Origin of the sequence: Saccharopolyspora mangrovi (assembly GCF_035320975.1) — a bacterium.
GTDB classification, from domain to species: Bacteria; Actinomycetota; Actinomycetes; order Mycobacteriales; family Pseudonocardiaceae; genus Saccharopolyspora; species Saccharopolyspora mangrovi.
The window spans coordinates 48,867-61,132 of record NZ_JAWLNX010000008.1 but is presented as its reverse complement, the minus strand read 5'-3'; the positions used below and the strand labels follow the sequence as shown (position 1 = coordinate 61,132).

The following is a 12,266-nucleotide window of genomic DNA, read 5'->3' as shown; positions in this document are numbered from 1 at the left end:
GCGCCCGAAGACGCCGGCCCCGAAGCGAACGGCTCGGATCAGCCCGCGATGCGGCGCATCGAGGTCACGTCGCCGATCTTCTTGTAGTCGCTCACCTTGACCACGTCGCCCGAGGTCGGGGCGTGCACGGCCTTGCCGTTGCCGATGTACATCGACACGTGGCTGACCGGGCTGTAGTAGAAGATCAGGTCGCCCGGCTTGAGCTGGCTCGCCGTGATCGACTTGCCCTCGGAGACCTGGGTCTTGGTCGAACCGCCGATGCTCACGCCGGCCTGCTTGTAGGCCCACTGCATCAGACCGGAGCAGTCGAAGCTGCTCGGGCCCTTGGCACCCCAGACGTAGGGCGAGCCCTGCTTGCTCAGCGCGGCGTTGACGGCCTCGATCGCCGCACCGGCACCGGCGATGGAACCGACACCGGTCTCGCCGTCGGAGATCAGCGAGTCCTGGTCGGCTCCGCTGAGCTCGTTGTACTTCTCCTCGACCTTGTCGATCTGCTCCTTCATGGCCTTGGACTTGTTCTTCATGTCCACGGCCAGCCGAGCTGCGTCCTGCTCGGCCTGGGCGGCGCGGTTGCGCGCGTCCTTCGCGGTCTGCTCGGCGGCCTCGGCCTGGTGCGTGGCCGCGGACAGGGCCTTGACCGCGTCGTTGTTGTCCTTGGCCAGCGCGTCCAGCGCGGAGGCGCGGTCCAGGAAGTCATCCGGGGTCTCGCTCACCAGCAGCGCGGAGAGCTTGTTCAGCCGAGCACCCTGGTAGGACGCGTGGGTGAGCTGGTCGACCTGGCCGCGGAACTTCTCTTCCTCGCCGCGGGCCTGGTTGGCGACCTGCTCGGCCTGCACGGCCTGAGCTTCGGAACGGCCCAGTTCGGCCTTCTTGGCCTCGTGGTCGTCCTCGGCCTTCTTCGTCTCCTCGGTGAGCTGCTCAGCCTGGTGCTGGAGCTCGCGGACCTGCTTGGCCGCGTCCGAGGCGTTGTTCGGGAGAGGCGGGTCTGCGAGGGCGGCACCGCCGGAGGTCATGCCGACGACTGCAGCGACCGCGGTTGCGGCCAGGGCGCCTCGCAATGAGCGCTTGATTCCGTGCGACGCCACGTCGCGCACAGCTCCTTCTGCTTCCGACCGCCTGACCACGCGCGGAAAACCCGCTGGAGCGCGGCCCGGTTCCCCGACAAAACCGAATCAGCGGCGCCTCGCGTGTCGCCCGGTCTGAGCAACTGATCGCCACGAGGACTCAGGTAGGTTACGAAAGGTGAGGCGGCACGTCTATAAGCGGGTCCCGATTTCTACTGAGCGCCACTGAACTCCCCTAACGGAGGAGAGTCCCTTGCTCACCGTGACGGATCATGCGGTGCTATCACCTGGACAAGTGAACACAGCACGCCTACCTTCGGGATACGGAGCGTACCCGGGTGATCCACTATGACTTCCGCCACGTCCCGGAAGTCGCCCAACGGCATCCTCCGAGCGGCGAGTGGTCACACCCGGTTCAGCCGGGCCAGCAACATCGCCGACGAGGCCGCGTAAGCCCCGCGCCGCTGCACCGAGGTCACCACCGCGCGATCCGACGTGGCCACCACGACCTGGCGTCCTTCCGGCTCGGCCGCGACCAGGTCGCGGATCACGTCGTCGGCCTGCACGCCGGGCTCGCTGAAGAGCACCCGCACGCCCCGGGGCCCGGAAGTCGGCACCGCCAGCACGTCCGCGCCGTCGAAGACCAGCGTGACCTCGGCGCCGGTGCGCGCGGCCAGCGCGGCGAGCTGGTGGGCCAGCCGATCGCGCTGATCGGCCAGCGGGAGTTCCGGGTAGCCGGTCTTGGTGACGTTGTAGCCGTCCACGATCAGGTGCACGGCGGGCAGGCCCAACAACCGGTCCAGCGCGGCCACGTCGGCGACCACGCTGGCGACCGCCGTCTGCTCCCGCACCCGCCGCAGCACGTCGGCCGGGCGCGGACCGGTCCCCGCCGCGCCCAGCTCCCGGCGCAACCCGCCGACCGCGCCTTCCAGGGTTTCCAGCAGCAGCGCGAGCCGGACCTCGTCGCCCTGCCGCGCCTCCCGCGCGCTCTCCCGCGCCACCTGCACCTCGGCCGCGGCCCGGTCGGCGCGCTGCTTCTCCTCCTGCGCACGGGCGCGTTCGCGGTCCCGCTCCGCGGCGACCTCGGCGATCGCCGACTCCCGCGCCTCGTGAGCGCTCTCGAGCTCAGCCCGCGCGGCCTCGGCCGCGTCCTTGGCCTCCCGCAACCGCATCCCCTGCTCGCGCAGGCGTTTCCGCAGCCTGTCGGCCTCCTCGTTGCCCGCGGCCTGATCCGCCGACTCGCGCGCCTCGGCCAGTTCCGCCTTGAGCCGCTCGACCTCGGCGGCCAGGCGCTCGACCTTGGCCAGCGCGGAATCGCGTTCGGCCCGCAGCTGCCCCTGCTCGCTGCGGAAACCGATCAGCTCGACGTAGTGCGGGGCGATCGCGGCGCCCTGCAGCACGGCAGCGGCCCCGACCACCACCGGATCCGAGTCCTGCAACGACAGCGCGTCCGGGCGGTGGTTGCGGCACCAGTCCAGCACCGCCGTGCGGAACACCGAGGAGTCGCGCAGCGCGCTGAGCAGCGCGGGCTGACCGAGCTTCGCGCGCTTGGCCGGTGCGAAGCGCACCACCGGGCGCAGCGCCGCGGGAACGTCCGTCGATCGCATCTCGTCGAGAGCACCGGCGGCCAGCTCGGCCAGGCGAGCGCGCAGCGGCGGCGGCAGGTCCTCGGCATCGACAGGCGCAGCACCGGGAGTCTGCTGCGCACCGTCCACAGCGGACTCCTCAGGGGTGGGACCGTCCGGTCCCGAATTCGGTGTCGCCATTCCCACAGGCTAATCGCCACCACCCGCCGCACACGCACGCGCCGCAGTGTCGGTAGTGGGACGTAACGTGCCGATGATGTCCGCGCACCGCCAGCTGAGCTTCGACGAGATCGCCGTCAGCGACGAAATCCCGCTGCACGAAGCGACGTTCGTGGTCGTCGACCTGGAGACCACCGGTGGCGACCGGGAAGGCGACGCCGTCACCGAGATCGGGGCGGTCAAGGTCCGCGGCGGAGAGGTGCTCGGCGAGTTCGCAACCCTGGTGAACCCCGAGCGCGGCATCCCCCCGGCCGTCGTGTCGATCACCGGCATCACCGAGGCGATGGTGCACGACGCACCTCGCTGGGACAGCGTGCTGCCCGCGTTCCTGGAGTTCTGCCGGGGCGCGGTGCTGGTCGCGCACAACGCGCCGTTCGACATCGGGTTCCTCCGCGCCGGTTGCGAACGCCTCGAGCTGGAATGGCCGAAACCGCAGGTCGTCGACACCGTCCGGCTCGCCCGCCGGGTCCTGACCCGCGACGAGACCCCGAACCACAAGCTCGGCACGCTGGCCCGCGTCCTGGGCGCGCGCACCCAGCCCGTGCACCGGGCGCTGGACGACGCCCGCGCCACCGTCGACGTGCTGCACTCGCTGCTGGAACGCCTCGGACCGCTCGGCGTGCGCACCCTGGAGGACCTGCTCGGGCACCTGCCCGACGTCACCCCGCAGCAGAAGCGCAAGCGCGGCCTGGCCGACTCGCTGCCCAACTCCCCCGGCGTCTACCTCTTCCGCGGCCCCAACGACGAGGTCCTCTACGTCGGCACCGCCTCCGACCTCAGGCGCCGCGTGCGGCAGTACTTCACCGCCGGCGAGCGCCGGGCGCGGGTCAAGGAGATGGTCGGCATCTCCGAACGGGTGGACCACGTGGAATGCGCGCACCCGCTGGAGGCAGAAGTGCGGGAGCTGCGGCTGCTCTCGGCGCACCAGCCGCGCTACAACCGGCGCTCCAAGTTCCCGCAGCGCGCGTGGTGGGTCGTGCTGACCGACGAGGCGTTCCCCAGGCTGTCGATCGTGCGCGCGCCGCGCGAGGACGCGCTGGGGCCCTTCGGGTCCCGGCACGCGGCGAGCGCGGCCGTCGAGGCCCTGCAGTCGGCGACGTTCGTGCGGCGCTGCACCGAGCGCATCTCGCCGCGCAAACCCGGCCGCCCGTGCGCGCTGCACGAGCTCGGCCGGTGTGGCGCCCCGTGCGCCGGGCTGCAGACCAGCGAGCAGTACGAACCCGAGGTGATCGCCATCCGGGAGGTCGTCCGCGGCCGCAGCGCGGACCTGCTGGAACGGCTGCGCGACGAGCTCCAGCGCCTGTCCGACGCCGAGCGGTTCGAGGACGCCGCAGCGCACCGCGACCGGCTCGCCGACCTGGTCCGCTCGCTGGACCGCGGCCAGCGGCTCTCCTCGCTCGCGGCGGTCCCGGAGCTCGTGGCGGCCAGGCCCGACGGGCGCAAGGGCTGGCACCTGGCCGTCATCCGCCACGGTCGCCTCGCCTCCGCCGGAGTCGCCCGCCGGGGCGTCCCACCGATGCCGGTGGTCGACATGCTCCAGGCCTCCGCGGAAACGGTCCTCGACGGTCCTGGCCCCCTGCACGGCGCCACCGCCGACGAGGTCCGGGTCATCTACCGCTGGCTCACCACCGGCGGAACCCGTCTCGTCCGCACCACCACCCCCTGGACCGAACCAGCGGGCGCCGCGGGCTCCTGGCGAACCTGGCTCGACAAGGCCACCACAGGCAGAACCCCCTACGCAGCCATCAACTGACCCGACCCCTGCCTGGGGCTCCCGAACACTCCGGTGTTCAGACCACGGATTACCGCCGTAATCCGTCCCCTGAAAACCGCCGTAATCCGTCCACCACCCGGAAAACGGCCGTGATCGGGGGCCTGATTACGGCGGTAATCGGGGTTCGAGGCCGGCTCGGTCAGGCGGTCATGTCGAAGGCGGCGTTGATCTTGGTGGGGCGGAGGCGGACGACCAGTTCGCCGGGGACGCCGTTGCGGCGGCCGAACTCCTCGGCCTTGTCCGGGCCCATGTAGCGGGCGGCGATCGTCGTGGCCGTGTCGACGAGGTCCTGGGGATCCTCGGAAACCTCGGCGGTGCCCTGGACCTGCACGAAGGCGAACGGGGGCTGGGGCAGATCGACGCACAGCGCCAGCCTCGGGTCGCGGAGGATGGACTTGCCCTTGGCGGTGTCCTTGCCGGTGTTGAACACCAGCACGTCGCCGTCGACGACGAACCACACCGGCGCCACCAGCGGGCGCCCGTCGGCGGCCGTGAAGCCGAGCAACCCGGTGCGGGTGCCCAGGGAGAGGAACTCGCGGACCTTCGGATCCTGCAACGTAGCCATGACGGGAACGCTACCGATCGTCGAGATCCCGTGCCGGAGACGCGAAACGGCCCGGCACCCGCTCGGGGTACCGGGCCGTTCGGCTTTTCGGTGCTTACTCCGCCGACCGCGAGTGCTTGCCAGCGGTCAGCTGCGCGCGCTCCTCGGCTTCGCGGACCGCGTCGTCGTGACGGGCCTGCTCCAGCGCGGCGGTCTCCTCGACCGGGTCGGGCCGCGTCAGGCTGCCCGCGACCGGCTGACCGGCGGCGCCCAGCTTGTTCATCTTCTTCGGCACCGGAGCGCCCTGGTAGGCGAGCTCGTGCGGGTGACCGTGCTCGTCCACCGGGCCGAGCGGCTGGTGGACCTCGATGAACTCACCGTGCGGGAGCCGCTTGATGATGCCGGTCTCGACACCGTGCTCCAGGACCTCCCGGTCGCTGTGCTGGAGACCCAGGCACATGCGGTAGGTGATCCAGTAGGCGATCGGCGGCGCGACCAGCAGGCCGATGCGGCCGGCCCAGGTCATCGCGTTCAGCGAGATGTTGAACTCGAACGCGATGATGTCGTTGGTACCGGAGATCATCAGCACCATGAAGAACGTCAGCGCCATCGCACCCAGCGAGGTGCGTACCGGGTTGTCGCGCGGACGCTGCAGCAGGTTGTGGTGCGCGTCGTCGCCGCTGAGCTTGCGCTCGATGGCCGGGTACATGATCGCCGCCGTGAAGATCATGCCCATGAACAGCACGGTCGGGAAGAACACCGCCGGGATCGTGAACGGTCCCAGGTAGACCTCCCAGGCCGGCCACAGACGCGACGAACCGTCCGTCCAGATCATGTACCAGTCGGGCTGCGAGGCGGCGGAGATCTGCGAGGCGATGTAGGGGCCCAGGTTCCAGATCGGGTTGATCTGGAAGACACCGGCCATGATCGCGCAGACGCCGACGACCATCGCGAAGAAGGCACCGGCCTTGACCGCGAACACCGGCATGATCCGGACGCCGACCACGTTGCTCTCGGTGCGCTTCACACCCGGGAACTGGGTGTGCTTCTGGTACCAGACCAGCGCCAGGTGCGCCGCGACCAGACCCAGGATCAGACCCGGCAGCAGGAACACGTGGAACAGGTAGAACCGCGGGATCAGGTCGGTGCCGGGGAACTCGGCGCCGAACAGGATCCAGTGCACCCAGGTGCCCAGCACCGGGATGGACATCGCGATGCCGGAGGCGATGCGAACACCGGTGCCCGACAGCAGGTCGTCCGGCAGCGAGTAGCCGGTGAAGCCCTCGAACATGCCCAGGATGAACAGCGTGACGCCGATCATCCAGTTCGTCTCACGCGGGCGCCGGAACGCACCGGTGAAGAAGATGCGCATCATGTGCGCCACCATCGACGCCATGAACAGCAGCGCCGCCCAGTGGTGCAGCTGACGGGCGAACAGGCCGCCGCGGACCTCGAAGGAGATGTTCAGCGCGCTCTCGAACGCCCGCGACATCTCCACACCGCGCAGGTTCGTGTACACGCCCTGGTACTCGACCTCCTGCATCGAGGGGTCGAAGAAGAACGCCAGGTAGGTGCCCGTGATCAGCAGCAGGATGAACGTGTAGAGCGCGATCTCGCCGAGCAGGAACGACCAGTGCGTCGGGAAGACCTTGTTCAGCTGCCGCCGCATGCCGGGAGCGAGCCGGTAGCGCGTGTCCAGCTCGTCGGCCGCGTGCGCGACTTTGCCGTACAGCTTGCTCTCTCCCTTCGTGGGCGTGGTGATCGAACTCATGACTTACGCTCCCAGTACGCCGGACCGACGGGCTCGATGAAGTCGCCTTTCGCCACGAAGTAGCCGTCCTCGTCCACCGTGATCGGCAGCTGGGGCAGGGCACGCGTGGCCGGGCCGAACACCGGCTTCGCATAGGTGTTGACCACGTCGAACTGCGACTGGTGGCACGGGCAGAGCAGGCGGCCGGTCTGCTGCTCGAACAGCGACGTCGGGCAGCCCAGGTGGGTGCAGATCTTCGAGTAGGCGTAGTAGTCGCCGTAGTTGAAGTCTTCCTGCCCCTTGCGCTTGACCGGCTTGCTGCCGGGACGCAGCCGGATCAGCATGACCGGCGCGTCGCCCTTGCGCATCGAGGTGATCAGCTCGTGCTCGTCGTGCCGCCAGGCTTCGCGGAACGGGAAGACGGTCTCGAAGCCACCGGCGTCGATGTCCTCGGGCCGCAGCAGCGAGACGTCGTGCGGGTTGCCCGTGTCGCGACGCAGGTAGATCTTCTCGCCGGGGTGCTCCGGCATCCAGCCGGTGTGCAGCAGCGACTCCTGACCCTCCTCGGCCCAGGGGTTGCGCACCATGCCGCCGAGGGCGAACACGCCGGCGCCGAGGCCGAAGGCCCCCAGGCCGAAGCCCGCGGAACGCGTGATCATCTTGCGGCGGGCGATGCCGCTGCGCTCTCCGGCGTCGGCCAGGATCGCGGCGGTCGTCTGCCGGTCCACCTCGCTGGAGCCGTGGCCGTCGTGGCGCTGCTGCACCGCGACCTCGTGCGGGATGAACTTCTTCTGGTACTGCACGACGCCGATGCCCACGGCCAGGATCGACAGGCCGAGGAAGAAACCGATCAGCGGGTTGTACAGCGAGTAGATGAAGTGCTCGCGCGGCTCGGTCGAGGGCTGGTAGTCCCACGGCCAGAAGATGAACACCGCGATGAACGCCAGCGCGGACAGTCCGGCCAGGGCGAACCAGGCGGCGACGTTGCGCTCGGCCCGGCGCTCGGCGCGGGTGCCCTTGACCGGCCAGTTGTCCCGGTACTCGACGAGCTCGACGTCGTCGAGGGCGAGGCCCAGCCGCATCTTCTCGTCGCGGCTCATCTCGGCCAGTTCGGCCTCGGTGTAGTCCTTGTTCTCTTGGTCACTCATGCCCTGGCTCCGATCCACAGGGTGAGGCCGATCAGCGCGCCGAGTCCCACGACCCAGGCGATCACCGTCTCCGGTCCCGGCCCGTAGCCGCCGAGGTCATTGCCGCCCGGGTTGTTGTTCCCGTTGGTCACGGACTTGACGTAGGCGATGATATCTTTCTTCTCTTCCGGGGTGAGCTGCCGGTCCGAGAACTTCGGCATGTTCTGCGGCCCGGTGAGCATCGCGTTGTAGATGTCCTGCTCGGTCGCCTCGTGCAGGTTCGGGGCGAACTTGCCGGAGGACATCGCGATACCGCGCCCGGTGAAGTTGTGGCAGGAAGAGCAGTTCAGGCGGTAGAGCTCGCCACCGCGGGCGGGGTCGCCGCCCTGCAGCGCCTCACCGGACTGCTTCGGCGACTCCGGCCCACCGCCGTAGGTCTGCACGTAAGCGCCCAGCGCGTCGATCTCTTCCGGGGTGAACTTCGGCGGCTTGCGCATCGCCTGCGCTTCCTGGCGGACCATCGGCATGCGGCCGGTGGAGACCTGGAAGTGCACGGCGGCTTCGCCGACGCCCGTCAGGCTGGGACCACGGTCCTGCACGCCCTGCAGGTTGGATCCGTGGCAGCTGATGCAGGCGTTGTTGTAGAGCTGCTCGCCCTGCCTCACCAGCGCCGGGTCCGCTGCGGCGTGCGCGGTCTGCGGCTCGGGAGTCACGACGGTGTACAGCCCACCGGCACCCACCAACGCAATGCCCAGCGCCAGTACACCGGAGATCCGCCGCTTGAGCTTCGAGCCCGCGCGGTTCCGTTTCTTAGTGGTGGTCATGAGTGCGGCAACCCTTGCTGTCCGGTTCGGGGTGTTCGTTTCGGCCTCGTTCGAGCCAGGCGATCGAGGTTCCTCGCTGGAGGAGCGATCACGGGACGAGGTAGATCACGGCGAAGAGGCCGATCCACACGATGTCCACGAAGTGCCAGTAGTACGACACGACGATCGCTGCGATGGCTTGGGCCGGCGTGAACTTGCTGAGCTTCGTCCTGATGAGCAGGAAGACGAAGGCGACCAGCCCACCGATGACGTGCAGCCCGTGGAACCCGGTCGTCATGTAGAAGACGGTGCCGTAGGCCGACGACGCCAGCGTCGTCCCGTGCGCGACGAGCTGCGAGTACTCGTAGCCCTGCCCGAACACGAAGATCGTGCCCATGATCAGGGTGATCACGTACCAGCGGCGCAGGCCGAAGACGTCACCCCGCTCGGCCGCGAACACGCCCCACTGGCAGGTGAACGAGGACGCCACCAGGATGATCGTGAACGGGAGGGCCAACGGGAGGTTCAGGTGAGTGGGCGGTGGTGGCCACACGCCCTCGTTCTGCGCCTTCACCGTGAAGAACATGGCGAAGAGCCCAGCGAAGAACATCAGCTCGCTGGCCAACCAAACGATGGTGCCCACGCTGACCATGTTGGGTCGGTTCAGCGAGTGCACGCGTTGACTGATTGAGGGCGCTGCCGTTGTCACGCGACGCATTATGTCTTGCAGCTTTTCCCCTCGCGCTTTCGGGGCCTCCCCTACGACCGCAGGGTGATCGGATTGCGATCTGGAGGTAACTCAACGTGAAAGCTCTTCGGTCCGCTCTGGCGGCCGTCGGAATCGGTCGCCGGGACCGCCGCAAGCCCGTGATCAGCATCGATGATCCCGGACTGCAGGTGGTGGTGTGGTCCTACGACGACGCCGAGGCCGCTTCGACGGCACTGGCCAGGGCCACCGGGTGGAACCCGGACGACCCGGCCGTGCTGCGCCACCACCTGGCAATTCCGGGTGACGTGGTCGACACCGCGAGGGCCGTGCTGGCCCAAGATGACTGGGTTCTGCGCCCCGGAGGACGCGCTGATGAGCTCAGCGTGCCCGATTTGACCCCGTTGGTCGCGCTCCGTGTGCAGCGATTGGATGCGTTGCATTGCTCACAGGAGAGCTCTCGGATGGCCGGACTGGCCCAACGGCACGGCGGGCAGACCTACGGCTGGGACGCCCTGCAGCCCGGGGCCGAATGATCGAATCCGGCCGGGTGGCTACTGTCACACCCGCTCGGGCGGCTAGCATTCGGACCTGTTAAAGCCCCGTGCTGCGCAGACCGGGTGCGGGTGTCCCGCAAGCTCGCCGAGGAGCCAGTGATGAGCACCGCAACAACGAACGTTCTCGTGTTCAGCCACCGCGCCGAGGTCCGGGAGGCGATCATCAACGCCGTCGGGCGGCGCCCGGCCCCCGATCTGGACCGGCTGCACTACACCGAGGCGGGAACGGTCGCCGACGTTCTCAGCGAGGTCGACGCGGGCAAGGTCGACCTGCTGATCCTCGACGGCGAGGCGCAGCCCACCGGCGGCATGGGCGTGTCGCGGCAGCTCAAGAACGAGATCGCCCAGTGCCCGCCGATCGTCGTCTCCGTCCGCCGCAAGGACGACCGCTGGCTGGCCACCTGGTCGCAGGCCGACGCGGTCCTGGTCCACCCGCTGGACCCGCTGGCCTCCGCCGAGACCGTCGCCGAGGTCCTGCGCACCCAGGGCAAGCCCATCCCGGCCTGACCCGGACCGGCCGCTCCCGCGGAGACGCCGGTCGCCCTGCGCCAGATTTCAATGGATATCGAAACCACATTTCCGCTGGAATCGGGTCACCGCGCTGCGATCCACGCCATACCCGACGGATCAGGGGACGCGGAACGCGGCACGATAGTTTCTTTGGACAGGCGAACCGACGGAGTGGATCGTGGGAACGATGGCGGGAAGTTGGGCAGGGCTGCTGGGCAGCCTGGTCGCGGGTACGGACCTGTCCGCGGAGGACACCGCCTGGGCCATGAACCTGATCATGTCCGGTGAGGCGACCCCGGCCCAGGTGGCCGGTTTCGTGGTGGCGCTGCGGGCCAAGGGCGAGACGCCCGCCGAGGTGCGCGGCATGGCCGACGCGATGCTCGAGCACGCCCGCACCCTGGACATCACCCAGCGCGCGGTGGACATCGTCGGCACCGGCGGTGACCGCAGCGGCAGCGTGAACATCTCCACGATGGCCTCGATCGTGCTGGCCGCTTCCGGGATCACCGTGGTCAAGCACGGCAACCGCGCGGCCTCGTCGAAGTGCGGCACCGCCGACGTGCTCGAAGAGCTCGGCGTGGCGATCGACCTGCAGCCGGCGGACGTGGCGCGCTGCGTGGAGGAGGTCGGCATCGGCTTCTGCTTCGCCCCGGTGTTCCACCCCGCGTTCAAGCACGCCGGTGCGCCGCGCCGCGAGATCGGCATCCCGACGGCGTTCAACGTGCTCGGTCCGCTCACCAACCCCGCCCGCCCGGCCGCCGGCCTGATCGGCTGCGCGGACCGCCGGATGGCGCCGGTGGTCGCCGAGGTCTTCGCCGCCCGGGGCAACACCGCGCTGGTGGTGCGGGGCGACGACGGCATGGACGAGATCACCACCACGGCCGCCAGCACCGCGTGGGTGGTCAACGACGGCATGGTCCGCGAGGACGTGCTGGACCCGCAGGACTTCGGCATCGCCCGCAGCCGCGCGGAAGACCTCCAGGGCGGCGACGCCAAGGACAACGCCAAGGTCGTCCGAGACCTCCTGGCGGGAGCGAAGGGACCGGTCCGCGACGCGGTCCTGCTCAACGCCGCCGGCGCCTGCGTCGCCTACGACGGCCCAGGAGCGGACCTGCAGGCCCAGTTCAACGCGTGCCTGGCCCGAGTGGCCGAGGCCATCGACTCGGGCGCCGCAGCAACCCTCCTGGACCGCTGGACAGCCTTCAGCGCAGAGCTCCGCTGACACGAACCGCCAGGCGAGCGTCGCGGTCGCGTTCTTCGACGACCGCGACCTCAGGAATCAGTCTTCGAGGCCGATGGAGAAGGCTGCTTCCGTGTCCTCGCGGGAGTAGGAGCGGAAGGCGATGTGGGTGTCGGTGTCCAGGACGCCGTCCACCTTGTTGATCTTGCCCGGGACGATGTCGGCCAGGTCCTCGTGCTTGGCGACGCGGAGCACGGCGATCAGGTCGACATCGCCCGCGCAGGAGTAGACCTCGTCGACACCGTCGAGGTCGGCGATCTCCTGAGCCGCCTCGGCGAGGCGGTCGGCGGCGGTCTGGATCAGCACGATCGCGGTGATCACGAGGGGAAACCTCCTGCTTGTGGTAGTTCGACGGACGAGATCCTAGACGCGAAAAGGCCCCTCGG

At 69.3% G+C, this 12,266-nt stretch carries 12 protein-coding genes; 4 read left to right on the top strand and 8 right to left on the bottom strand.

What is annotated here, in order from left to right; genetic code table 11:
• Positions 1 to 38: 38 nt before the first annotated feature.
• On the bottom strand, positions 39 to 1,085 hold the full coding sequence (locus tag R4I43_RS13490) for a C40 family peptidase (protein ID WP_324265953.1): 1,047 nt from the start codon (positions 1,083 to 1,085) through the stop codon (positions 39 to 41).
• Positions 1,086 to 1,468: 383 nt separating this feature from the next.
• Positions 1,469 to 2,830, bottom strand: coding sequence for an NYN domain-containing protein (locus R4I43_RS13485; protein WP_407691242.1), 1,362 nt, complete (start codon positions 2,828 to 2,830; stop codon positions 1,469 to 1,471).
• A gap of 76 nt (positions 2,831 to 2,906) precedes the next feature.
• Between R4I43_RS13485 and R4I43_RS13480 the strand changes: the two genes are divergently transcribed.
• Positions 2,907 to 4,622: a DEDD exonuclease domain-containing protein gene (locus R4I43_RS13480; RefSeq protein WP_324265951.1), complete on the top strand. Its 1,716-nt coding sequence runs from the start codon at positions 2,907 to 2,909 to the stop codon at positions 4,620 to 4,622.
• A gap of 160 nt (positions 4,623 to 4,782) precedes the next feature.
• On the opposite strand, the gene R4I43_RS13475 is transcribed toward R4I43_RS13480, so the two are convergent.
• From R4I43_RS13475 to ctaE, 5 genes are all read right to left on the bottom strand, one after another.
• Positions 4,783 to 5,208 (bottom strand): PPOX class F420-dependent oxidoreductase, encoded by a 426-nt coding sequence (locus tag R4I43_RS13475; RefSeq protein ID WP_324265950.1) that lies wholly within the window; start codon positions 5,206 to 5,208, stop codon positions 4,783 to 4,785.
• A gap of 94 nt (positions 5,209 to 5,302) precedes the next feature.
• On the bottom strand, positions 5,303 to 6,958 hold the full coding sequence (qcrB, locus tag R4I43_RS13470) for a cytochrome bc1 complex cytochrome b subunit (RefSeq protein WP_324265949.1): 1,656 nt from the start codon (positions 6,956 to 6,958) through the stop codon (positions 5,303 to 5,305).
• Entirely contained in the window at positions 6,955 to 8,085 is a 1,131-nt protein-coding gene (gene qcrA / locus R4I43_RS13465) for a cytochrome bc1 complex Rieske iron-sulfur subunit (RefSeq protein WP_324265948.1), read from the bottom strand. Before qcrA ends, qcrB begins: the two co-directional genes overlap by 4 nt.
• The gene (qcrC, locus tag R4I43_RS13460) at positions 8,082 to 8,888 is read right to left on the bottom strand and encodes a cytochrome bc1 complex diheme cytochrome c subunit (RefSeq protein ID WP_324265947.1); all 807 of its coding nucleotides are present in this window, start codon (positions 8,886 to 8,888) and stop codon (positions 8,082 to 8,084) included. The genes qcrA and qcrC overlap by 4 nt, the downstream gene beginning before the upstream one ends.
• 88 nt (positions 8,889 to 8,976) lie before the next feature.
• On the bottom strand, positions 8,977 to 9,585 hold the full coding sequence (gene ctaE, locus R4I43_RS13455; protein ID WP_324265946.1) for an aa3-type cytochrome oxidase subunit III: 609 nt from the start codon (positions 9,583 to 9,585) through the stop codon (positions 8,977 to 8,979).
• A gap of 86 nt (positions 9,586 to 9,671) precedes the next feature.
• Here ctaE and R4I43_RS13450 point away from each other — a divergent pair, with 86 nt between their 5' ends.
• From R4I43_RS13450 to trpD, 3 genes are all read left to right on the top strand, one after another.
• A complete protein-coding gene (locus tag R4I43_RS13450; RefSeq protein ID WP_324265945.1) occupies positions 9,672 to 10,109 on the top strand; it encodes a hypothetical protein in 438 nt (145 codons plus the stop codon).
• A gap of 120 nt (positions 10,110 to 10,229) precedes the next feature.
• Positions 10,230 to 10,637 (top strand): hypothetical protein, encoded by a 408-nt coding sequence (locus R4I43_RS13445; RefSeq protein ID WP_324265944.1) that lies wholly within the window; start codon positions 10,230 to 10,232, stop codon positions 10,635 to 10,637.
• Positions 10,638 to 10,827: 190 nt separating this feature from the next.
• Complete coding sequence (trpD, locus tag R4I43_RS13440; protein ID WP_324265943.1) at positions 10,828 to 11,862, top strand: anthranilate phosphoribosyltransferase; 1,035 nt, start codon at positions 10,828 to 10,830, stop codon at positions 11,860 to 11,862.
• A gap of 57 nt (positions 11,863 to 11,919) precedes the next feature.
• On the opposite strand, the gene R4I43_RS13435 is transcribed toward trpD, so the two are convergent.
• Positions 11,920 to 12,201, bottom strand: coding sequence for an Lrp/AsnC family transcriptional regulator (locus tag R4I43_RS13435; protein ID WP_324265942.1), 282 nt, complete (start codon positions 12,199 to 12,201; stop codon positions 11,920 to 11,922).
• Positions 12,202 to 12,266: the final 65 nt, after the last annotated feature.

What these genes read in the sequence shown, in the direction of transcription:
- qcrC (WP_324265947.1), bottom strand. Translation starts at nt 8,888, where the DNA reads ATGACCACCACTAAGAAACGGAACCGCGCGGGCTCGAAGCTCAAGCGG.
- R4I43_RS13480 (WP_324265951.1), top strand. Translation starts at nt 2,907, where the DNA reads ATGTCCGCGCACCGCCAGCTGAGCTTCGACGAGATCGCCGTCAGCGAC.
- R4I43_RS13445 (WP_324265944.1), top strand. Translation starts at nt 10,230, where the DNA reads ATGAGCACCGCAACAACGAACGTTCTCGTGTTCAGCCACCGCGCCGAG.
- R4I43_RS13485 (WP_407691242.1), bottom strand. Translation starts at nt 2,830, where the DNA reads ATGGCGACACCGAATTCGGGACCGGACGGTCCCACCCCTGAGGAGTCC.
- R4I43_RS13475 (WP_324265950.1), bottom strand. Translation starts at nt 5,208, where the DNA reads ATGGCTACGTTGCAGGATCCGAAGGTCCGCGAGTTCCTCTCCCTGGGC.
- qcrA (WP_324265948.1), bottom strand. Translation starts at nt 8,085, where the DNA reads ATGAGTGACCAAGAGAACAAGGACTACACCGAGGCCGAACTGGCCGAG.
- ctaE (WP_324265946.1), bottom strand. Translation starts at nt 9,585, where the DNA reads ATGCGTCGCGTGACAACGGCAGCGCCCTCAATCAGTCAACGCGTGCAC.
- qcrB (WP_324265949.1), bottom strand. Translation starts at nt 6,958, where the DNA reads ATGAGTTCGATCACCACGCCCACGAAGGGAGAGAGCAAGCTGTACGGC.
- trpD (WP_324265943.1), top strand. Translation starts at nt 10,828, where the DNA reads ATGGCGGGAAGTTGGGCAGGGCTGCTGGGCAGCCTGGTCGCGGGTACG.